The organism is Enterobacter sp. QK-SA4, assembly GCF_056856775.1.
The window spans coordinates 4,505,477-4,527,359 of record NZ_JBXFXH010000007.1 but is presented as its reverse complement, the minus strand read 5'-3'; the positions used below and the strand labels follow the sequence as shown (position 1 = coordinate 4,527,359).

The window sequence follows — 21,883 nt, the reverse complement described above, 5'->3', positions numbered from 1 at the left end:
TCTGGCGAGAATATCGCCAGTTGAATGGCTTTTTGAAAATAAGGGATTGACGGGGGCGCACCTCAGCAGTAAGATGCGCTCCGCATTCGGCGAGTAGCGCAGCTTGGTAGCGCAACTGGTTTGGGACCAGTGGGTCGGAGGTTCGAATCCTCTCTCGCCGACCACATTCTGAAAAGGGCTAACCGCAAGGTTAGCCCTTTTTGCATTATGATCTTATCCCGTCAGAGTATCCAAAACGCCCCTTAGGCCTGCTTCTCCCTGCCTGTTAACGATTTTGTGACATAATCCATTGTATTTTTTTATATATAGATTGATCTTTTTTCGCGTTGCTTATGGATAACCTCAGCATTTTTCGCTGTGCGTTTTAACGTTCGCGGTATTTAGTGCTCAGATAATCACCATTCTGCAAGAAAATTTACCCATTCTGAATAAAAGTTAATCACTGATTGTTGCGAAATATGAAGAGACTTGTGCTGCAAGATAGCGAGTAGCATAAATTTCCCTGCTGAAAACTGGCATGCATAGTTTTTTTAATCTTTGTTTGCGGTTTCTCACACTCAGCGTAAATCCCCGTCACCTGTATTGACGTTTTCACATTCTGTTGACAGATTGTAGGGCATGAGGGGCATTTCAGGGACGATCTGCGCTGCAACTCAAACGCTCTTCTGAAAGGATTCTCCATCCCTTTAAAGCCTTCGGGCATCACCGACCGGACCGGGTAAAAAATAAATAAAGGTCTGGCGGCGTAACACAACAAAGCAAAACATCACATTGGAGCAGAATAATGAGTATTTCCTTGAAGAAGTCAGGGATGCTGAAGCTTGGTCTGAGCCTGGTGGCTATGACCGTGGCAGCAAGCGTACAGGCAAAAACCCTGGTTTACTGTTCTGAAGGCTCGCCGGAAGGCTTTAACCCACAGCTCTTTACCTCTGGTACGACTTACGACGCAAGCTCTGTACCGATCTATAACCGTCTGGTTGAATTCAAAACCGGTACCACGGAAGTGATTCCGGGTCTGGCCGAGAAGTGGGACGTCAGCGAAGACGGCAAAACCTATACCTTCCACCTGCGCCAGGGCGTGAAGTGGCAGGACAGCAAAGATTTCAAACCAACGCGCGACTTTAACGCCGACGACGTTGTGTTCTCCTTCGACCGTCAGAAAAACGCTCAGAACCCGTACCATAAAGTGTCTGGCGGCAGCTATGAATACTTCGAAGGGATGGGTCTGCCAGACCTGATCGCTGAAGTGAAAAAAGTGGACGATAAAACGGTTCAGTTCGTGCTGACGCGTCCGGAAGCGCCATTCCTGGCTGACCTGGCCATGGACTTCGCCTCAATTCTGTCCAAAGAGTACGCGGACAACATGCTGAAAGCCGGCACGCCGGAGAAAGTTGACCTGAACCCAATCGGTACCGGTCCATTCCAGCTGCTGCAGTACCAGAAAGACTCCCGCATTCTGTATAAAGCGTTCGAAGGCTATTGGGGCACCAAGCCGCAGATCGACCGTCTGGTCTTCTCCATCACGCCTGATGCTTCCGTGCGTTACGCAAAACTGCAGAAAAACGAATGCCAGGTGATGCCGTACCCGAACCCGGCTGATATCGCCCGCATGAAGCAGGACAAGAACATCAACCTGCTGGAGCAGGCCGGCCTGAACGTGGGCTATCTCTCCTTTAACACCGAGAAGAAACCGTTTGATGACGTGAAAGTGCGTCAGGCGCTGACCTACGCGGTGAACAAAGAAGCGATTATCAAGGCGGTTTACCAGGGCGCTGGCGTTGCTGCCAAAAACCTGATCCCACCAACCATGTGGGGTTATAACGACGACGTTAAAGACTACACCTACGATCCTGAGAAAGCGAAAGCGCTGCTGAAAGAAGCTGGCCAGGATAAAGGCTTTACCGTTGAGCTGTGGGCGATGCCGGTACAGCGTCCTTACAACCCGAACGCACGCCGTATGGCGGAAATGGTTCAGGCTGACTGGGCTAAGGTTGGCGTTCAGGCCAAGATTGTGACCTACGAGTGGGGCGAGTACCTGAAGCGCGCCAAAGCGGGTGAGCACCAGGCGGTAATGATGGGCTGGACCGGTGATAACGGGGATCCGGACAACTTCTTCGCCACCCTGTTCAGCTGCGCGGCGGCGAAAGACGGTTCTAACTACTCTCGCTGGTGCTACAAGCCGTTTGAAGACCTGATCCAGCCGGCGCGTGCGACCGACGATCACAACAAACGTATTGAACTGTACAAGCAGGCTCAGGTTGTTATGCACGATCAGGCTCCGGCGCTGATTGTTGCTCACTCCACCGTGTACGAGCCAGTGCGTAAAGAAGTGAAAGGCTACGTGGTAGATCCACTGGGCAAACACCACTTCGAAAACGTATCGGTTGAATAATAAGTAGGGTGTTCTCCCTCTCCCTCTGGAGAGGGCAGGGGTGAGGGGCGTGCATGCATCCCCTCACCCTAACTCTCTCCCGCTGGGAGAGGGAATTTACATTTGTGAGCAATACAGACGTCACGCCACTGGTCGTGCGTCATCAGAGAGAATCCGGGTTATGTTGCAGTTCATCCTCCGACGTCTGGGACTTGTCATCCCCACGTTTATCGGTATCACCCTTCTCACTTTTGCCTTCGTCCATATGATCCCCGGCGACCCGGTAATGATTATGGCGGGCGAGCGTGGTATTTCCCCTGAGCGCCATGCACAGCTGCTGGCGGAACTCGGTCTCGATAAGCCGATGTGGCAGCAGTACCTCCACTATATCTGGGGCGTGTTGCACGGTGATTTAGGGATTTCGCTGAAAAGCCGCCTTCCGGTGTGGGACGAGTTCGTGCCGCGTTTTAAAGCGACGCTGGAGCTTGGCATCTGCGCCATGATTTTCGCCACTGCGGTGGGTATTCCTGTCGGGGTACTGGCTGCCGTCAAGCGTGGCTCTATTTTTGACCATACCGCCGTGGGCCTGGCGCTGACCGGCTACTCCATGCCTATCTTCTGGTGGGGCATGATGCTGATCATGCTGGTATCGGTGCAGCTTAACCTGACGCCGGTCTCCGGTCGCGTCAGCGATATGGTCTTCCTGGATGACTCCAACCCGCTCACCGGCTTTATGCTGATTGATACGGCTATCTGGGGCGAAGAGGGCAACTTCATTGATGCCGTGGCGCACATGATCCTGCCTGCCATGGTGCTGGGCACCATTCCTCTGGCGGTGATCGTGCGAATGACCCGTTCATCGATGCTGGAAGTGCTGGGCGAGGATTATATCCGCACCGCGCGCGCTAAGGGCCTGACGCGTATGCGCGTCATCATCGTCCATGCGCTGCGTAATGCCATGCTGCCGGTGGTGACCGTTATCGGCCTCCAGGTGGGGACGTTGCTGGCGGGGGCGATCCTGACCGAAACCATCTTCTCCTGGCCGGGCCTTGGACGCTGGCTGATTGACGCGCTGCAACGCCGTGACTATCCGGTTGTGCAGGGCGGTGTACTGCTGGTCGCGACGATGATTATCCTCGTCAACCTGCTGGTCGATTTGCTGTACGGCGTGGTGAACCCGCGTATTCGTCATAAGAAGTAAGGGACCATCATGTCACAAGTCACTCAAAATAAAGTGGTCGCTGCACCGGTTCCTATGACGCCGCTGCAGGAATTCTGGCACTACTTCAAGCGCAATAAAGGCGCGGTGGTAGGGCTGGTGTATGTCGTAATCATGATCCTGATTGCGGTGTTTGCGAATTTCCTCGCACCGTATAACCCGGCGGACCAGTTCCGCGATGCGCTGCTCGCGCCGCCTGCGTGGCAGGACGGCGGCAGCCTGGCGCACCTGCTGGGTACCGATGACGTGGGCCGCGACGTGCTGTCGCGTCTGATGTACGGCGCGCGCCTGTCGCTGCTGGTCGGCTGTCTCGTTGTTGTGCTGTCGCTGATCATGGGCGTTGTACTCGGCCTGGTTGCCGGTTACTTCGGCGGTATCGTTGATAACATCATCATGCGCATCGTTGACATCATGCTGGCGCTGCCAAGCCTGCTGCTGGCGCTGGTGCTGGTGGCGATCTTCGGCCCGTCGATAGGCAATGCCGCGCTGGCGTTGACCTTCGTGGCGCTCCCTCACTACGTGCGTTTAACCCGTGCGGCGGTGCTGGTGGAAGTGAACCGCGATTACGTCACCGCCTCTCGCGTGGCGGGTGCCGGTGCGATGCGCCAGATGTTCGTGAATATCTTCCCAAACTGCCTTGCGCCGCTGATTGTTCAGGCGTCGCTCGGTTTCTCTAACGCCATTCTTGATATGGCCGCTCTTGGCTTCCTGGGCATGGGTGCGCAGCCGCCAACACCGGAGTGGGGCACGATGCTCTCCGACGTGTTGCAGTTCGCACAAAGCGCCTGGTGGGTTGTCACCTTCCCGGGTCTGGCAATCCTGCTGACGGTGCTGGCATTTAACCTGATGGGTGATGGTCTGCGTGATGCGCTTGATCCCAAACTGAAGCAGTAAGAGGCACGAGATGGCGTTATTAAATGTAGATAAATTATCGGTGCACTTTGGCGACGAAGGCACCCCGTTTCGCGCCGTGGACCGCATCAGCTACAGCGTAAATCAGGGCGAAGTGGTTGGTATCGTCGGGGAGTCCGGCTCCGGTAAGTCAGTGAGCTCGCTGGCGATCATGGGGCTGATTGATTACCCGGGCCGCGTGATGGCGGAAAACCTGCAGTTCAACGGTCAGGATCTGAAGCGCATTTCTGAGAAACAGCGCCGCCAGCTGGTGGGCGCCGAAGTGGCGATGATTTTCCAGGATCCCATGACCAGCCTGAACCCCTGCTACACCGTTGGTTTCCAGATTATGGAAGCGATTAAGGTGCATCAGGGCGGAAATAAGAAAACCCGTCGCCAGCGCGCGATCGACCTGCTGAACCAGGTGGGTATTCCTGACCCGGCATCACGCCTGGACGTTTACCCGCACCAGCTCTCCGGTGGGATGAGTCAGCGCGTGATGATCGCGATGGCGATTGCCTGTCGACCAAAACTGCTGATTGCGGATGAACCGACGACGGCGCTGGATGTGACTATTCAGGCACAAATCATCGAACTGCTGCTGGAGCTGCAGCAGAAAGAGAATATGGCGCTGGTGCTGATTACGCACGATCTGGCGCTGGTGGCCGAAGCCGCGCACAAAATCATCGTGATGTATGCCGGCCAGGTGGTCGAGACCGGGAATTCACACGATATTTTCCGCGCGCCGCGTCACCCGTATACCCAGGCGCTTTTACGCGCGCTGCCGGAGTTTGCCCAGGACAAAGCGCGTCTGGCGTCGCTGCCGGGTGTGGTACCGGGTAAATATGACCGTCCGCAGGGCTGTCTGCTTAATCCGCGCTGTCCGTATGCAACGGACAAATGCCGGGCAGAAGAGCCTGAGCTGAACCAGCTTGCTGACGGCCGTCAGTCGAAATGCCACTACCCACTCGATGATGCCGGGAGGCCAACACTATGAGTACGCAACAGGCCACCACGCAACAACCGCTGTTGCAGGCCATCGACCTGAAAAAATACTACCCGGTGAAGAAGGGGCTGTTTGCCCCTGAACGCCTGGTGAAAGCGCTGGACGGCGTCTCTTTTAACCTCGAACGCGGTAAAACGCTGGCGGTGGTGGGGGAGTCAGGCTGCGGCAAATCCACGCTGGGCCGTCTGCTGACGATGATTGAAGTGCCGACCGGCGGGGAGCTCTACTATCAGGGGCAGGATCTGCTCAAGCACGATCCGCAGGCGCAGAAGCTGCGCCGCCAGAAAATCCAGATTGTGTTCCAGAACCCGTATGGTTCTTTGAACCCGCGTAAAAAAGTGGGGCAGATTCTGGAAGAGCCGCTGCTGATCAACAGTAATTTGAGTAAAGAGCAGCGCCGTGAAAAGGCGCTGGCGATGATGGCGAAGGTCGGCCTCAAAACCGAGCATTACGATCGCTATCCGCACATGTTCTCCGGCGGCCAGCGTCAGCGTATTGCGATCGCCCGCGGGCTGATGCTCGATCCGGACGTGGTGATTGCCGATGAGCCGGTCTCCGCGCTCGACGTATCCGTGCGTGCGCAGGTGCTGAACCTGATGATGGATCTCCAGCAGGAGCTGGGGCTGTCTTACGTGTTCATCTCCCACGACCTGTCGGTGGTAGAGCATATTGCCGATGAAGTGATGGTGATGTACCTGGGGCGCTGCGTGGAGAAGGGGACTAAAGACCAGATCTTTAATAACCCTCGTCACCCGTATACCCAGGCGCTGCTGTCTGCAACGCCGCGTCTGAACCCGGACGATCGTCGTGAGCGTATTAAGCTGACGGGTGAACTGCCAAGCCCGCTGAATCCGCCTCCGGGATGTGCATTCAACGCCCGCTGCAGTCGCCGCTTCGGTCCGTGCACCCAGCTACAGCCGCAGCTGAAGGATTATGGCGGCCAGCTGGTTGCCTGCTTCGCGGTCGATCAGGATGAAAATGGCGAGAAGCCACAGGCATAACGAAAAAAACCGGCGTTAAGCCGGTTTTTTTTATGTCTGCTTGATTATTTCCGCAGGCGAATCTGGTCGACGGCGTGCTTCTCGCTCTTGGTGAGGATCAGGCTCGCACGCTCGCGCGTCGGCAGGATGTTCTCTTTGAGGTTCACGTAGTTGATCTCATTCCACAGCCCCGTGGCCACGCCGATCGCTTCTTCTTCAGAAAGCTGAGCATAGTGGTGGAAATAGGAATCCGGGTCAGTGAACGCCCCTTCGCGGAACTTCAGGAAGCGGTTGATGTACCAGTTTTGCAGCAGGTCTTCCGGCGCATCGACATAAATAGAGAAATCGACGAAATCCGAGACGAATACGTGATGCGGGTCGTGAGGATAGTCCATCCCGCTTTGCAGCACGTTCAGACCTTCCAGAATCAGGATGTCCGGCTGGACCACGGTTTTATCCCCACCCGGGATGCGATCGTAGATCAGGTGCGAATAGACTGGTGCAGTCACGTGAGGCACGCCGGATTTCAGGTCAGAGACAAATTTCACCAGACGGTGCATATCGTAAGAGAGCGGGAAGCCCTTCTTCTTCATCAGCCCGCGTTCTTTTAACACCTCGTTCGGGTGCAGGAAGCCGTCGGTGGTGATCAGCTCCACGCTGCGGTGTTCCGGCCAGCGGCTCAACAGCGCCTGCAGGACGCGCGCGGTGGTACTTTTACCCACGGCCACGCTGCCTGCGATACTAATGATATAAGGAATGCGTTGACCGTTCGTCCCGAGAAACTGCTCCAGCACGGCCTGACGGCGCAGGTTCGAGCTGATATAGAAGTTAAGCAAGCGAGAGAGGGGGAGATAAATTTCTGCCACTTCTTCCAGGGACAGATCTTCGTTTATCCCTTTTAACCGTGCGATTTCACCTTCCGTCAGCGTCATAGGGACGGAATCACGCAGGGCAGCCCACTGGCTGCGGTTAAAGTGAAGATAAGGCGTCATTAACGTTTGCTCTTTTTTGCTCATAAGCATGCTTCAGTGAGCCAGCATCACACTGTCGGATCATGGCTCATCACACAGTTAATTTTGGACAATGGGCAGGAGGTTAACACCAGATGACGGGAATAATAAGAAAAAAGATGGAAAGCGCTGCGTTACGCGGAAGCCGTCACGCTACGGTGAATACGGTGCTAATCACGATGATATGTTGAATATTTGACCTCAAATGACTACTTTTACAGCGTCCGACACGCTCTTCGCATAAAATGTGAGCGAAAGAACGTTTTATGCAAATTTTTAGTTGCATGACCGCGCAGGTATCCATAGAATGCGCGCTACTTGATGCCGACTTAGCTCAGTAGGTAGAGCAACTGACTTGTAATCAGTAGGTCACCAGTTCGATTCCGGTAGTCGGCACCATCAAGTCCGGTGGGGTTCCCGAGCGGCCAAAGGGAGCAGACTGTAAATCTGCCGTCACAGACTTCGAAGGTTCGAATCCTTCCCCCACCACCACTTTCTGGCAGCGTAAATGCCGCCGGAGCTGGTTGGAAAAATTAGCCAGCTCAAACTGAAAAAGAGAGAAATCTCTTTTTTTGTTACAGAAAGAACTGGGTAGCCGAGTTTCAGGATGCGGGCATCGTATAATGGCTATTACCTCAGCCTTCCAAGCTGATGATGCGGGTTCGATTCCCGCTGCCCGCTCCAATACGTGCTGATATGGCTCAGTTGGTAGAGCGCACCCTTGGTAAGGGTGAGGTCCCCAGTTCGACTCTGGGTATCAGCACCACTTCACTTCTCCTTCCCGTTTCTCTCTGTTTCAATTTTACTGTATTCAACAATTCAGGCATTTCGCCTGGTTGATGTGGTGATATCACCGATTTATCCGTGTCTTAGAGGGACAATCGATGTCTAAAGAAAAGTTTGAACGTACAAAACCGCACGTTAACGTCGGTACTATCGGCCACGTTGACCATGGTAAAACAACGCTGACCGCTGCAATCACTACCGTTCTGGCAAAAACCTACGGTGGTTCTGCTCGTGCATTCGATCAGATCGATAACGCACCAGAAGAAAAAGCTCGTGGTATCACCATCAACACCTCTCACGTTGAGTACGACACCCCGACTCGCCACTACGCACACGTAGACTGCCCAGGCCACGCCGACTATGTTAAAAACATGATCACCGGTGCTGCGCAGATGGACGGCGCGATCCTGGTTGTTGCTGCGACTGACGGCCCAATGCCTCAGACTCGTGAGCACATCCTGCTGGGTCGTCAGGTAGGCGTTCCTTTCATCATCGTGTTCCTGAACAAATGCGACATGGTTGATGACGAAGAGCTGCTGGAACTGGTAGAGATGGAAGTTCGTGAACTGCTGTCTCAGTACGATTTCCCGGGCGACGATACTCCAATCGTTCGTGGTTCTGCTCTGAAAGCGCTGGAAGGCGACGCAGAGTGGGAAGCGAAAATCATCGAACTGGCTGGCTTCCTGGATTCTTACATCCCAGAACCAGAGCGTGCGATTGACAAGCCATTCCTGCTGCCAATCGAAGACGTATTCTCCATCTCCGGTCGTGGTACCGTTGTTACCGGTCGTGTAGAGCGCGGTATCATCAAAGTTGGCGAAGAAGTTGAAATCGTTGGTATCAAAGAGACTGCGAAGTCTACCTGTACTGGCGTTGAAATGTTCCGCAAACTGCTGGACGAAGGCCGTGCTGGTGAGAACGTTGGTGTTCTGCTGCGTGGTATCAAACGTGAAGAAATCGAACGTGGTCAGGTTCTGGCGAAGCCAGGCTCAATCAAGCCACACACCAAGTTCGAATCTGAAGTGTACATCCTGTCCAAAGACGAAGGCGGCCGTCATACTCCGTTCTTCAAAGGCTACCGTCCACAGTTCTACTTCCGTACAACTGACGTGACCGGTACCATCGAACTGCCAGAAGGCGTTGAGATGGTAATGCCAGGCGACAACATCAAGATGGTTGTGACGCTGATCCACCCAATCGCGATGGACGACGGTCTGCGTTTCGCAATCCGTGAAGGTGGCCGTACCGTTGGCGCGGGCGTGGTTGCTAAAGTTCTCGGCTAATCGCTGATAACATTTGACGCAATGCGCATGAAAAGGGCATCATTTGATGCCCTTTTTGCACGCTTTCACATCAGAACCTGGCTCATCAGTGATTATTTTTGTCATAATCATTGCTGAGACAGGCTCTGCAGAGAGCGTATAATCCATAAAGGGATTATTTCGATTTGGCTCGCCTCGCAATCGCGGGGTGAAATTATTTGTAGAATTCTTCTGACAGGTTGGTTTATGAGTGCGAATACCGAAGCTCAAGGGAGCGGGCGCGGCCTGGAAGCGATGAAGTGGGTCGCTGTTGCCGTGCTGCTGATTGTGGCAATCGTTGGCAACTATCTTTATCGTGACATGATGCTGCCGCTCCGCGCGCTGGCAGTGGTGATTCTGATTGCTGCAGCGGGCGGTGTCGCGCTGTTGACGACTAAGGGTAAAGCAACCGTTGCTTTCGCTCGCGAAGCACGTACCGAAGTCCGCAAGGTCATTTGGCCGACTCGCCAGGAAACACTGCACACCACTCTGATCGTGGCTGCAGTGACTGCGGTAATGTCACTGATCCTGTGGGGACTGGATGGTATTCTGGTTCGCCTGGTTTCCTTTATTACTGGCCTGAGGTTCTAAGATGTCTGAAGCCCCTAAAAAGCGTTGGTACGTCGTTCAGGCGTTTTCCGGTTTTGAAGGCCGCGTAGCAACGTCGCTGCGTGAGCATATCAAATTACACAACATGGAAGAGTTATTTGGCGAAGTTATGGTTCCGACCGAAGAAGTGGTTGAGATCCGTGGCGGCCAACGTCGCAAAAGCGAGCGTAAATTCTTCCCGGGTTACGTGCTGGTTCAGATGGTGATGAACGACGCGAGCTGGCACCTGGTGCGCAGCGTACCGCGCGTGATGGGCTTTATCGGCGGCACGTCTGACCGTCCGGCGCCAATCAGCGACAAAGAAGTTGATGCGATTATGAACCGCCTGCAGCAGGTGGGTGATAAGCCGCGTCCGAAAACGCTGTTTGAACCGGGTGAAATGGTTCGTGTTAGCGACGGTCCGTTTGCTGACTTTAACGGTGTGGTTGAAGAAGTGGACTACGAGAAGTCCCGCCTGAAAGTTTCTGTTTCTATCTTCGGTCGTGCGACCCCGGTAGAACTGGACTTTGCGCAGGTCGAAAAAGCCTAAGCAGCGATCAAAAAAGCGGCGATTTAATCGTTGCACAGGGCGCGAGATTGGAATACAATTTCGCGCCTTTTGTTTTTATGGGCCCGGCCCGTAAAACGAATTTTATTCACGGGGAGCCTCCCTGAGGCGCTATCACCCAATCAGAGGATTTTAGAATGGCTAAGAAAGTACAAGCCTACGTCAAGCTGCAGGTTGCAGCTGGTATGGCGAACCCAAGTCCACCAGTTGGTCCAGCTCTGGGTCAGCAGGGTGTGAACATCATGGAATTCTGTAAAGCGTTCAACGCCAAAACCGAATCCCTGGAAAAAGGTCTGCCAATCCCAGTCGTAATCACTGTTTACGCTGACCGTTCTTTCACTTTCGTTACCAAAACCCCTCCAGCAGCTGTTCTGCTGAAGAAAGCGGCTGGTATCAAGTCTGGTTCCGGTAAACCGAACAAAGACAAAGTGGGTAAAATTTCCCGCGCTCAGCTGCAGGAAATCGCGCAGACCAAAGCTGCCGACATGACTGGTGCCGACATTGAAGCGATGACTCGCTCAATCGAAGGTACTGCACGTTCCATGGGCCTGGTAGTGGAGGACTAAGAAATGGCTAAACTGACCAAGCGCATGTCCGTGATCCGTGACAAAGTTGATGCGACCAAACAGTACGACATCAACGAAGCTATCGCTCTGCTGAAAGAACTGGCAACTGCTAAGTTCGTTGAAAGCGTTGACGTTGCCGTTAACCTCGGCATCGACGCGCGTAAATCCGATCAGAACGTTCGTGGCGCGACTGTACTGCCACACGGTACTGGCCGTTCCGTTCGCGTAGCTGTATTTGCTCAGGGTGCAAACGCTGAAGCTGCTAAAGCTGCCGGCGCTGAACTGGTAGGTATGGAAGATCTGGCTGATCAGATCAAGAAAGGCGAAATGAACTTTGACGTTGTTATTGCTTCTCCAGATGCAATGCGCGTTGTTGGCCAGCTGGGCCAGGTTCTGGGTCCACGCGGCCTGATGCCAAACCCGAAAGTGGGTACTGTAACTCCTAACGTTGCTGAAGCGGTTAAGAACGCTAAAGCAGGTCAGGTTCGTTATCGTAACGACAAAAACGGCATCATCCACACCACCATCGGTAAAGTGGACTTTGACGCTGACAAACTGAAAGAAAACCTGGAAGCTCTGCTGGTTGCGCTGAAAAAAGCAAAACCAACTCAGGCGAAAGGCGTGTACATCAAGAAAGTTAGCATCTCCACCACCATGGGTGCAGGTGTTGCAGTTGACCAGGCTGGCCTGAGCGCTGCTGCAAACTAATGCCTTTACGTGGGCGGTGATTTTGTCTACAATCTTACCCCCACGTTTGCTAACGAAAGTTAGCGGCTAAAAGATTTGTTCGTTGGAGCCTGGCCTAATCCAGGCCTCCGTCGAAGACCGCAGGTGTTTCGCAAGAGACTTAATCCCCTGCGTAGACGGTGACAGAACGCTAAGATTATTTTTGGATACTCTGGCTTGTTTCTGCTCACCGTATTAAGACGCTCTTTCCGTTGGGGAGAGTGAAGTGAGTTCCGGAACATGAGTTCCGGCAAACATCCAGGAGCAAAGCTAATGGCTTTAAATCTTCAAGACAAACAAGCGATTGTTGCTGAAGTCAGCGAAGTAGCCAAAGGCGCGCTGTCTGCAGTAGTTGCGGATTCCCGTGGCGTTACTGTAGACAAAATGACTGAACTGCGTAAAGCAGGTCGTGAAGCTGGCGTATATATGCGTGTTGTTCGTAACACCCTGCTGCGCCGCGTAGTTGAAGGTACTCAGTTCGAGTGCCTGAAAGACACGTTTGTTGGTCCGACCCTGATTGCATACTCTATGGAACACCCGGGCGCTGCTGCTCGTCTGTTCAAAGAGTTCGCGAAAGCGAATGCAAAATTTGAGGTCAAAGCTGCAGCCTTTGAAGGTGAGTTGATCCCGGCATCGCAAATCGATCGCCTGGCAACCCTGCCGACCTACGAAGAAGCAATTGCACGCCTGATGGCAACCATGAAAGAAGCTGCGGCTGGCAAACTGGTTCGCACTCTGGCTGCTGTACGCGATGCGAAAGAAGCTGCTTAATCGCAGTTATCTTTATAAAGCATTTGCTTACGTATAAACTTATTCTGATTTTCAGGAACAATTTAAATGTCTATCACTAAAGATCAAATCATTGAAGCAGTAGCAGCTATGTCCGTAATGGACGTTGTAGAGCTGGTTTCTGCAATGGAAGAAAAATTCGGTGTTTCTGCTGCTGCTGCTGTAGCTGTAGCTGCGGGCCCGGCTGAAGCTGCTGAAGAAAAAACTGAATTCGACGTAATTCTGAAAGCTGCTGGCGCTAACAAAGTTGCTGTTATCAAAGCAGTACGTGGCGCAACTGGCCTGGGTCTGAAAGAAGCTAAAGACCTGGTAGAATCTGCTCCAGCTGCGCTGAAAGAAGGCGTGAGCAAAGACGACGCAGAAGCACTGAAAAAATCTCTGGAAGAAGCTGGCGCTGAAGTTGAAGTTAAATAAGCCAACTTTTCTGGTTGCAGCCTAAGTAATTAGGCTGATGGCTGGTGACTTTTTAGTCACCAGCCTTTTTGCGCTGTAAGGCATCAGTAGCATTTCACACTGTTTGACTGCTGATTGTCCTGACAATGCATGTTTCTATCGACGACTTAATATATTGCGACAGGGTGCTCGCTCTGTGTAAATCGCGACGAAATGATTTAAGCGTGATAGCAACAGGTATTGCGGAAAGTATTCAATTTTCCGGTCCACAAAATGGTGTTGCACAAACTGTCCCTTCGTCGGACAGATGGGTCGACTTGTCAGCGAGCTGAGGAACCCTATGGTTTACTCCTATACCGAGAAAAAACGTATTCGTAAGGATTTTGGTAAACGTCCACAAGTTCTGGACATTCCATATCTCCTTTCTATCCAGCTTGACTCGTTCCAGAAGTTTATCGAGCAAGATCCTGAAGGGCAGTACGGTCTGGAAGCAGCCTTCCGCTCCGTGTTCCCGATTCAGAGCTACAGCGGTAACTCCGAGCTGCAGTACGTCAGCTACCGCCTTGGCGAACCGGTGTTTGACGTTCAGGAATGTCAGATCCGTGGCGTGACCTATTCCGCACCGCTGCGCGTAAAACTGCGTCTGGTGATCTACGAGCGCGAAGCGCCGGAAGGCACCGTAAAAGACATTAAAGAACAAGAAGTCTACATGGGTGAAATTCCACTCATGACAGACAACGGTACTTTCGTAATCAACGGTACTGAGCGTGTTATCGTTTCCCAGCTGCACCGTAGCCCGGGCGTCTTCTTCGACAGCGATAAAGGTAAAACACACTCTTCCGGTAAAGTACTGTATAACGCACGCATCATTCCTTACCGTGGTTCATGGCTGGACTTCGAGTTCGATCCGAAAGACAACCTGTTTGTCCGTATCGACCGCCGTCGTAAGCTGCCTGCAACCATCATTCTGCGTGCGCTGCAATACACCACTGAACAGATCCTGGACCTGTTCTTTGAGAAAGTGATCTTTGAAATCCGCGACAACAAGCTGCAGATGGAGCTGGTGCCGGAACGTCTGCGTGGCGAGACCGCGTCGTTCGACATCGAAGCCGACGGCAAAGTGTATGTGGAAAAAGGTCGCCGTATCACCGCGCGCCACATCCGCCAGCTGGAAAAAGATGATATCAAACTCATCGAAGTTCCGGTTGAGTACATTGCAGGAAAAGTAGCCGCGAAAGATTACGTTGACGAGTCAACGGGTGAGCTGATCTGCCCAGCGAACATGGAGCTGAGCCTGGATCTGCTGGCTAAGCTGAGCCAGTCTGGTCACAAACGTATCGAAACGCTGTTCACCAACGATCTGGACCACGGCGCGTATATCTCTGAGACTATTCGCGTCGACCCAACCACCGATCGTCTGAGCGCGCTGGTAGAAATCTACCGCATGATGCGCCCTGGTGAGCCACCAACTCGCGAAGCGGCGGAAAGCCTGTTCGAGAACCTGTTCTTCTCCGAAGACCGCTACGATCTGTCCGCGGTTGGTCGCATGAAGTTCAACCGTTCTCTGCTGCGCGACGAAATCGAAGGTTCCGGTATCCTGAGCAAAGACGACATCATCGAAGTGATGAAGAAGCTCATCGATATCCGTAACGGTAAAGGCGAAGTGGACGATATTGACCACCTCGGCAACCGTCGTATCCGTTCCGTAGGCGAAATGGCGGAAAACCAATTCCGCGTTGGCCTGGTACGTGTAGAACGTGCGGTGAAAGAGCGTCTGTCTCTCGGCGATCTGGATACCCTGATGCCTCAGGATATGATCAACGCCAAGCCGATTTCTGCAGCAGTGAAAGAGTTCTTCGGTTCAAGCCAGCTGTCTCAGTTCATGGACCAGAACAACCCGCTGTCTGAGATTACGCACAAACGTCGTATCTCTGCACTCGGCCCGGGCGGTCTGACCCGTGAACGCGCAGGCTTTGAAGTTCGAGACGTACACCCGACGCACTACGGTCGCGTATGTCCAATCGAAACGCCTGAAGGTCCAAACATCGGTCTGATCAACTCCCTGTCCGTGTACGCACAGACTAACGAATACGGTTTCCTCGAGACCCCGTACCGTAAAGTGACCGACGGTGTTGTAACCGACGAAATTCACTACCTGTCTGCTATCGAAGAAGGCAACTACGTTATCGCTCAGGCGAACTCCAACCTGGATGACGAAGGCCACTTTGTAGAAGATCTGGTTACCTGCCGTAGCAAAGGCGAATCCAGCTTGTTCAGCCGCGACCAGGTTGACTACATGGACGTATCCACCCAGCAGGTGGTATCCGTCGGTGCGTCTCTGATCCCGTTCCTGGAACACGATGACGCCAACCGTGCATTGATGGGTGCGAACATGCAACGTCAGGCCGTTCCAACTCTGCGCGCTGATAAGCCGCTGGTTGGTACCGGTATGGAACGTGCTGTTGCCGTTGACTCCGGTGTTACTGCAGTTGCTAAACGTGGCGGTACTGTTCAGTACGTCGATGCATCCCGTATCGTTATCAAAGTTAACGAAGACGAGATGTATCCGGGCGAAGCAGGTATCGACATTTATAACCTGACCAAATACACCCGTTCTAACCAGAACACCTGTATCAACCAGATGCCTTGCGTATCTCTGGGTGAGCCAGTTGAGCGCGGCGACGTGCTGGCAGACGGTCCGTCCACCGACCTCGGTGAACTGGCGCTTGGTCAGAACATGCGCGTAGCGTTCATGCCGTGGAATGGTTATAACTTCGAAGACTCCATCCTCGTCTCCGAGCGGGTGGTTCAGGAAGATCGTTTCACCACCATCCATATTCAGGAGCTGGCATGTGTGTCCCGTGACACCAAGCTGGGGCCAGAAGAGATCACCGCTGACATCCCTAACGTGGGTGAAGCTGCGCTCTCCAAACTGGATGAATCCGGTATCGTTTACATCGGTGCTGAAGTGACCGGCGGCGACATTCTGGTTGGTAAGGTTACGCCTAAAGGTGAAACCCAGCTGACGCCAGAAGAGAAACTGCTGCGTGCAATCTTCGGTGAGAAAGCGTCTGACGTTAAGGACTCTTCTCTGCGCGTACCAAACGGTGTTTCCGGTACGGTTATCGACGTTCAGGTCTTCACCCGTGACGGCGTTGAGAAAGATAAGCGTGCGCTGGAAATCGAAGAGATGCAGCTCAAACAGGCTAAGAAAGACCTGTCTGAAGAACTGCAGATCCTCGAAGCGGGTCTGTTCAGCCGTATCTATGCGGTGCTGGTTGCCGGTGGCGTTGAAGCTGAGAAGCTCGACAAACTGCCACGCGATCGCTGGCTGGAACTGGGCCTGACCGACGAAGAGAAACAAAATCAGCTGGAACAGCTGGCTGAGCAGTATGACGAACTGAAACACGAGTTCGAGAAAAAACTCGAAGCGAAACGCCGCAAAATCACTCAGGGCGACGATCTGGCACCAGGCGTGCTGAAGATTGTTAAGGTGTATCTGGCCGTTAAACGTCAGATCCAGCCTGGTGATAAGATGGCAGGTCGTCACGGTAACAAGGGTGTTATCTCTAAGATCAACCCGATCGAAGATATGCCGCACGATGCTAACGGTACGCCGGTAGATATCGTACTGAACCCGCTGGGCGTACCGTCTCGTATGAACATCGGTCAGATCCTGGAAACTCACCTGGGTATGGCTGCGAAAGGTATCGGCGACAAGATTAACGCCATGCTGAAGCAGCAGGAAGAAGTCGCGAAACTGCGGGAATTCATCCAGCGTGCCTACGATCTGGGTACCGACGTTCGTCAGAAAGTCGACCTGAATACCTTCAGTGATGAAGAAGTACTGCGCCTGGCTGAGAACCTGAAAAAAGGTATGCCAATCGCAACGCCGGTCTTCGATGGTGCGAAAGAAGCTGAAATTAAAGAGCTGCTGCAACTGGGTGGTCTGCCAACGTCTGGTCAGATTACGCTGTTTGACGGCCGTACCGGTGAACAGTTCGAGCGTCCGGTAACCGTAGGTTACATGTACATGCTTAAACTGAACCACCTGGTCGACGACAAGATGCACGCTCGTTCTACCGGTTCTTACAGCCTGGTTACTCAGCAGCCGCTGGGTGGTAAGGCACAGTTCGGTGGTCAGCGCTTCGGGGAGATGGAAGTGTGGGCGCTGGAAGCATACGGCGCGGCATACACCCTGCAGGAAATGCTCACCGTTAAGTCTGATGACGTGAACGGTCGTACCAAGATGTATAAAAACATCGTGGACGGCAACCATCAGATGGAACCGGGCATGCCAGAATCCTTCAACGTACTGTTGAAAGAGATTCGTTCGCTGGGTATCAACATCGAACTGGAAGACGAGTAATTCTCGCTCAAACAGGTCACTGGTGCCGGGTTAACCCCCGGCACCAGATTGTGCTAACTCCGACGGGAGCAAATCCGTGAAAGATTTATTAAAGTTTCTGAAAGCGCAGACTAAAACCGAAGAGTTTGATGCGATCAAAATTGCTCTGGCTTCGCCAGACATGATCCGTTCATGGTCATTCGGTGAAGTTAAAAAGCCGGAAACCATCAACTACCGTACGTTCAAACCTGAGCGTGACGGCCTTTTCTGTGCGCGTATTTTCGGGCCAGTAAAAGATTACGAGTGCCTGTGCGGTAAGTACAAGCGCCTGAAACACCGTGGTGTGATCTGTGAGAAGTGCGGCGTTGAAGTGACCCAGACCAAAGTGCGTCGTGAACGCATGGGCCACATCGAGCTGGCGTCTCCGACCGCTCACATCTGGTTCCTGAAATCTCTGCCGTCCCGTATCGGTCTGCTGCTGGATATGCCGCTGCGCGATATCGAACGCGTTCTGTACTTCGAATCTTATGTGGTTATCGAAGGCGGGATGACGAACCTGGAACGTCATCAGATCCTGACTGAAGAGCAGTATCTGGACGCGCTGGAAGAGTTCGGTGACGAATTCGATGCGAAGATGGGTGCGGAAGCTATTCAGGCCCTGCTGAAGAGCATGGATCTGGAGCAAGAGTGCGAGCAGCTGCGTGAAGAGCTGAACGAAACCAACTCCGAAACCAAACGTAAAAAGCTGACCAAGCGTATCAAACTGCTGGAAGCGTTCGTTCAGTCTGGTAACAAACCAGAGTGGATGATCCTGACCGTTCTGCCGGTTCTGCCGCCAGATCTGCGTCCACTGGTTCCGCTGGATGGTGGTCGTTTCGCAACGTCCGATCTGAACGATCTGTATCGTCGCGTTATCAACCGTAACAACCGTCTGAAACGTCTGCTGGATCTGGCTGCGCCGGACATCATCGTACGCAACGAAAAACGTATGCTGCAGGAAGCGGTAGATGCCCTGCTGGATAACGGTCGTCGCGGTCGTGCGATCACCGGTTCTAACAAACGTCCTCTGAAATCTTTGGCCGACATGATCAAAGGTAAGCAGGGTCGTTTCCGTCAGAACCTGCTCGGTAAGCGTGTTGACTACTCTGGTCGTTCTGTTATCACCGTAGGTCCATACCTGCGTCTGCATCAGTGCGGTCTGCCGAAGAAAATGGCACTGGAGCTGTTCAAACCGTTCATCTACGGCAAGCTGGAACTGCGTGGCCTCGCCACCACCATCAAAGCCGCTAAGAAAATGGTTGAGCGTGAAGAAGCTGTCGTTTGGGATATCCTGGACGAAGTTATCCGCGAACACCCGGTACTGCTGAACCGTGCACCAACACTGCACCGTCTGGGTATCCAGGCATTTGAGCCAGTCCTGATCGAAGGTAAAGCTATCCAGCTGCACCCGCTGGTATGTGCGGCATATAACGCCGACTTCGATGGTGACCAGATGGCTGTTCACGTACCGCTGACGCTGGAAGCCCAGCTCGAAGCGCGTGCGCTGATGATGTCTACTAACAACATCCTGTCCCCAGCGAACGGTGAACCAATTATCGTTCCTTCTCAGGACGTTGTATTGGGTCTGTACTACATGACCCGTGACTGTGTTAACGCCAAAGGCGAAGGCATGGTGCTGACTGGCCCGAAAGAAGCTGAGCGTATTTATCGCGCTGGCCTGGCCTCTCTGCATGCGCGCGTTAAAGTGCGTATCACCGAATACGAAAAAGATGAAAACGGCGAATTCGTTGCGAAAACCAGCCTGAAAGACACGACCGTTGGCCGTGCCATTCTGTGGATGATCGTACCGAAAGGTCTGCCTTTCTCCATCGTCAACCAGGCGCTGGGCAAGAAAGCGATCTCCAAAATGCTGAACACCTGTTACCGCATTCTGGGTCTGAAGCCGACCGTTATCTTCGCTGACCAGACAATGTATACCGGCTTTGCTTATGCAGCGCGTTCAGGTGCATCTGTTGGTATCGATGACATGGTCATCCCAGAGAAGAAACACGAGATCATCTCTGAAGCGGAAGCCGAAGTTGCTGAGATCCAGGAGCAGTTCCAGTCTGGTCTGGTTACCGCGGGCGAACGCTATAACAAAGTTATCGATATCTGGGCTGCAGCGAACGATCGTGTATCCAAGGCGATGATGGATAACCTGCAGACCGAAACCGTGATTAACCGTGACGGCGTAGAAGAGCAGCAGGTTTCCTTCAACAGCATCTACATGATGGCCGACTCCGGTGCGCGTGGTTCCGCAGCACAGATTCGTCAGCTGGCAGGTATGCGTGGTCTGATGGCGAAGCCAGATGGCTCCATCATCGAAACGCCAATCACCGCGAACTTCCGTGAAGGTCTGAACGTACTCCAGTACTTCATCTCCACCCACGGTGCTCGTAAGGGTCTGGCGGATACCGCACTGAAAACAGCGAACTCCGGTTATCTGACGCGTCGTCTGGTTGACGTTGCGCAGGATCTGGTTGTGACCGAAGACGATTGTGGCACCCTCGAAGGTATCACCATGACCCCGGTTATCGAGGGTGGTGATGTTAAAGAGCCACTGCGCGATCGCGTTCTGGGTCGTGTAACCGCGGAAGACATTCTGAAGCCGGGTACTGCAGACATCCTGGTTCCACGCAACACGCTGCTGCACGAGCACTGGTGTGACCTGCTGGAAGCGAACTCTGTTGACTCCGTGAAAGTACGTTCCGTTGTATCCTGTGACACCGACTTTGGTGTATGTGCGCACTGCTACGGTCGTGACCTGGCGCGTGGCCACATCATCAACAAAGGTGAAGCAATCGGCGTTATCGCGGCACAGTCCATCGGTGAGCCGGGTACACAGCTGACGATGCGTACGTTCCACATCGGTGGTGCGGCATCTCGTGCGGCTGCTGAATCCAGCATCCAGGTGAAAAACAAAGGTAGCATCAAGCTCAGCAACGCGAAGTCTGTTGTTAACTCTGCTGGCAAGCTGGTTGTGACCTCCCGTAACACCGAGCTGAAGCTGATCGACGAATTCGGTCGTACCAAAGAGAGCTATAAAGTGCCTTACGGTGCGGTTATGGCGAAAGGTGATGGCGAGCAGGTTGCCGGCGGTGAAACCGTTGCAAACTGGGATCCACACACCATGCCGGTTATCACCGAAGTGAGTGGTTTCATCCGCTTCACTGACATGATCGACGGCCAGACCATTACTCGTCAGACCGACGAGCTGACCGGTCTGTCTTCTCTGGTGGTTCTGGATTCTGCTGAACGTACTACCGGTGGTAAAGATCTGCGTCCTGCACTGAAAATCGTTGATGCTCAGGGTAACGACGTTCTGATCCCTGGTACCGACATGCCTGCGCAGTACTTCCTGCCGGGTAAAGCGATCGTTCAGCTGGAAGATGGCATTCAGATCGGTGCGGGTGATGCTCTGGCGCGTATTCCACAGGAATCCAGCGGTACCAAGGACATCACCGGTGGTCTGCCACGCGTTGCGGACCTGTTCGAAGCACGTCGTCCGAAAGAGCCTGCAATCCTGGCTGAAATCAGCGGTATCATCTCCTTCGGTAAAGAGACCAAAGGGAAGCGCCGTCTGGTTATCACTCCAGTAGATGGCAGCGAACCGTACGAAGAGATGATTCCTAAGTGGCGTCAGCTCAACGTGTTCGAAGGTGAACGTGTAGAACGTGGTGACGTGGTTTCCGATGGTCCAGAAGCTCCGCACGACATTCTGCGTCTTCGTGGCGTACACGCGGTAACGCGTTACATCACCAACGAAGTACAGGACGTTTACCGTCTGCAGGGCGTTAAGATTAACGATAAGCACATCGAAGTTATCGTTCGTCAGATGCTGCGTAAAGCAACCATCGAAAACGCAGGCAGCTCCGAGTTCCTGGAAGGCGAGCAGGTTGAATACTCACGCGTCAAGATCGCTAACCGCGAACTGGAAGCGAACGGCAAAATCGGTGCGACCTTCTCGCGCGATCTGCTGGGTATCACCAAAGCGTCTCTGGCAACCGAGTCCTTCATCTCTGCAGCATCGTTCCAGGAAACGACTCGTGTCCTGACCGAAGCCGCTGTTGCAGGTAAACGTGATGAACTGCGCGGTCTGAAAGAGAACGTCATCGTGGGTCGTCTGATCCCGGCGGGTACCGGTTATGCGTACCATCAGGATCGTATGCGTCGTCGTGCTGCGGGCGAACTGCCAGCTGCACCGCAGGTGACTGCTGAAGATGCATCCGCGAGCCTGGCAGAACTGCTGAACGCAGGTCTGGGCGGTTCCGACAACGAGTAATCGTTGATGCCGTAAATAAA

At 53.4% G+C, this 21,883-nt stretch carries 15 protein-coding genes and 5 tRNA genes; 19 read left to right on the top strand and 1 reads right to left on the bottom strand.

The annotated features are described in order from the left end of the window. The first annotated feature begins 87 nt into the window (after positions 1-87). The 6 genes from AC1VYI_RS23400 (at position 88) to dppF (ending at position 6,488) form a co-directional block, all read left to right on the top strand. Positions 88-164, top strand: a tRNA-Pro gene (locus AC1VYI_RS23400). Positions 165-784: 620 nt separating this feature from the next. Then, complete coding sequence (gene dppA / locus AC1VYI_RS23395; RefSeq protein ID WP_023309961.1) at positions 785-2,392, top strand: dipeptide ABC transporter periplasmic-binding protein DppA; 1,608 nt, start codon at positions 785-787, stop codon at positions 2,390-2,392. A 160-nt stretch (positions 2,393-2,552) separates the two neighbouring features. Continuing rightward, entirely contained in the window at positions 2,553-3,572 is a 1,020-nt protein-coding gene (gene dppB, locus AC1VYI_RS23390; RefSeq protein WP_023309962.1) for a dipeptide ABC transporter permease DppB, read from the top strand. A 9-nt stretch (positions 3,573-3,581) separates the two neighbouring features. After that, positions 3,582-4,484, top strand: coding sequence for a dipeptide ABC transporter permease DppC (gene dppC, locus AC1VYI_RS23385; protein ID WP_023309963.1), 903 nt, complete (start codon positions 3,582-3,584; stop codon positions 4,482-4,484). Between the two features lie 10 nt (positions 4,485-4,494). Beyond that, positions 4,495-5,478, top strand: coding sequence for a dipeptide ABC transporter ATP-binding protein (dppD, locus tag AC1VYI_RS23380; protein WP_008502772.1), 984 nt, complete (start codon positions 4,495-4,497; stop codon positions 5,476-5,478). Further along, positions 5,475-6,488 (top strand): dipeptide ABC transporter ATP-binding subunit DppF, encoded by a 1,014-nt coding sequence (gene dppF, locus AC1VYI_RS23375; RefSeq protein ID WP_023309965.1) that lies wholly within the window; start codon positions 5,475-5,477, stop codon positions 6,486-6,488. Before dppD ends, dppF begins: the two co-directional genes overlap by 4 nt. A gap of 44 nt (positions 6,489-6,532) precedes the next feature. Here the strand turns inward: dppF and coaA are convergent, their stop codons facing one another. Continuing rightward, positions 6,533-7,483, bottom strand: a complete 951-nt coding sequence (gene coaA / locus AC1VYI_RS23370; protein WP_032668002.1) for a type I pantothenate kinase — start codon at positions 7,481-7,483, stop codon at positions 6,533-6,535. Between the two features lie 317 nt (positions 7,484-7,800). On the opposite strand from coaA, the gene AC1VYI_RS23365 reads away from it, so the two are divergent. The 13 genes from AC1VYI_RS23365 (at position 7,801) to rpoC (ending at position 21,863) form a co-directional block, all read left to right on the top strand. After that, positions 7,801-7,876 (top strand) — tRNA-Thr (locus tag AC1VYI_RS23365). Between the two features lie 8 nt (positions 7,877-7,884). Continuing rightward, positions 7,885-7,969 (top strand) — tRNA-Tyr (locus tag AC1VYI_RS23360). 117 nt (positions 7,970-8,086) lie between these two features. Further along, positions 8,087-8,161: transfer RNA gene (locus tag AC1VYI_RS23355), tRNA-Gly, on the top strand. 6 nt (positions 8,162-8,167) lie between these two features. Next, a tRNA-Thr gene (locus AC1VYI_RS23350) sits at positions 8,168-8,243 on the top strand. 118 nt (positions 8,244-8,361) lie between these two features. Next, on the top strand, positions 8,362-9,546 hold the full coding sequence (gene tuf, locus AC1VYI_RS23345) for an elongation factor Tu (protein ID WP_023309456.1): 1,185 nt from the start codon (positions 8,362-8,364) through the stop codon (positions 9,544-9,546). Positions 9,547-9,771: 225 nt separating this feature from the next. Next, positions 9,772-10,155 carry a preprotein translocase subunit SecE gene (gene secE / locus AC1VYI_RS23340; protein ID WP_014068449.1) on the top strand — a complete coding sequence of 128 codons (384 nt, stop codon included), beginning with the start codon at positions 9,772-9,774 and terminating at the stop codon, positions 10,153-10,155. A gap of 1 nt (position 10,156) precedes the next feature. Beyond that, a complete protein-coding gene (nusG, locus tag AC1VYI_RS23335; RefSeq protein ID WP_002438628.1) occupies positions 10,157-10,702 on the top strand; it encodes a transcription termination/antitermination protein NusG in 546 nt (181 codons plus the stop codon). Positions 10,703-10,857: 155 nt separating this feature from the next. Further along, positions 10,858-11,286 (top strand): 50S ribosomal protein L11, encoded by a 429-nt coding sequence (gene rplK, locus AC1VYI_RS23330; protein WP_008503452.1) that lies wholly within the window; start codon positions 10,858-10,860, stop codon positions 11,284-11,286. A gap of 3 nt (positions 11,287-11,289) precedes the next feature. Continuing rightward, a complete protein-coding gene (gene rplA / locus AC1VYI_RS23325; protein WP_006810530.1) occupies positions 11,290-11,994 on the top strand; it encodes a 50S ribosomal protein L1 in 705 nt (234 codons plus the stop codon). A 291-nt stretch (positions 11,995-12,285) separates the two neighbouring features. Beyond that, positions 12,286-12,783 carry a 50S ribosomal protein L10 gene (gene rplJ / locus AC1VYI_RS23320; RefSeq protein WP_003862338.1) on the top strand — a complete coding sequence of 166 codons (498 nt, stop codon included), beginning with the start codon at positions 12,286-12,288 and terminating at the stop codon, positions 12,781-12,783. A gap of 66 nt (positions 12,784-12,849) precedes the next feature. Then, entirely contained in the window at positions 12,850-13,215 is a 366-nt protein-coding gene (rplL, locus tag AC1VYI_RS23315; protein WP_002445276.1) for a 50S ribosomal protein L7/L12, read from the top strand. A gap of 319 nt (positions 13,216-13,534) precedes the next feature. After that, positions 13,535-17,563 (top strand): DNA-directed RNA polymerase subunit beta, encoded by a 4,029-nt coding sequence (gene rpoB, locus AC1VYI_RS23310; protein ID WP_023334099.1) that lies wholly within the window; start codon positions 13,535-13,537, stop codon positions 17,561-17,563. A 76-nt stretch (positions 17,564-17,639) separates the two neighbouring features. Then, on the top strand, positions 17,640-21,863 hold the full coding sequence (gene rpoC, locus AC1VYI_RS23305) for a DNA-directed RNA polymerase subunit beta' (protein WP_023309968.1): 4,224 nt from the start codon (positions 17,640-17,642) through the stop codon (positions 21,861-21,863). The last annotated feature ends 20 nt before the right edge of the window (positions 21,864-21,883 follow it).

Excerpts from the sequence above, each read along its gene's own strand:
- dppA (WP_023309961.1), top strand. The coding sequence starts at position 785 with ATGAGTATTTCCTTGAAGAAGTCAGGGATGCTGAAGCTTGGTCTGAGC.
- dppB (WP_023309962.1), top strand. The coding sequence starts at position 2,553 with ATGTTGCAGTTCATCCTCCGACGTCTGGGACTTGTCATCCCCACGTTT.
- dppC (WP_023309963.1), top strand. The coding sequence starts at position 3,582 with ATGTCACAAGTCACTCAAAATAAAGTGGTCGCTGCACCGGTTCCTATG.
- dppD (WP_008502772.1), top strand. The coding sequence starts at position 4,495 with ATGGCGTTATTAAATGTAGATAAATTATCGGTGCACTTTGGCGACGAA.
- dppF (WP_023309965.1), top strand. The coding sequence starts at position 5,475 with ATGAGTACGCAACAGGCCACCACGCAACAACCGCTGTTGCAGGCCATC.
- coaA (WP_032668002.1), bottom strand. The coding sequence starts at position 7,483 with ATGAGCAAAAAAGAGCAAACGTTAATGACGCCTTATCTTCACTTTAAC.
- tuf (WP_023309456.1), top strand. The coding sequence starts at position 8,362 with ATGTCTAAAGAAAAGTTTGAACGTACAAAACCGCACGTTAACGTCGGT.
- secE (WP_014068449.1), top strand. The coding sequence starts at position 9,772 with ATGAGTGCGAATACCGAAGCTCAAGGGAGCGGGCGCGGCCTGGAAGCG.
- nusG (WP_002438628.1), top strand. The coding sequence starts at position 10,157 with ATGTCTGAAGCCCCTAAAAAGCGTTGGTACGTCGTTCAGGCGTTTTCC.
- rplK (WP_008503452.1), top strand. The coding sequence starts at position 10,858 with ATGGCTAAGAAAGTACAAGCCTACGTCAAGCTGCAGGTTGCAGCTGGT.
- rplA (WP_006810530.1), top strand. The coding sequence starts at position 11,290 with ATGGCTAAACTGACCAAGCGCATGTCCGTGATCCGTGACAAAGTTGAT.
- rplJ (WP_003862338.1), top strand. The coding sequence starts at position 12,286 with ATGGCTTTAAATCTTCAAGACAAACAAGCGATTGTTGCTGAAGTCAGC.
- rplL (WP_002445276.1), top strand. The coding sequence starts at position 12,850 with ATGTCTATCACTAAAGATCAAATCATTGAAGCAGTAGCAGCTATGTCC.
- rpoB (WP_023334099.1), top strand. The coding sequence starts at position 13,535 with ATGGTTTACTCCTATACCGAGAAAAAACGTATTCGTAAGGATTTTGGT.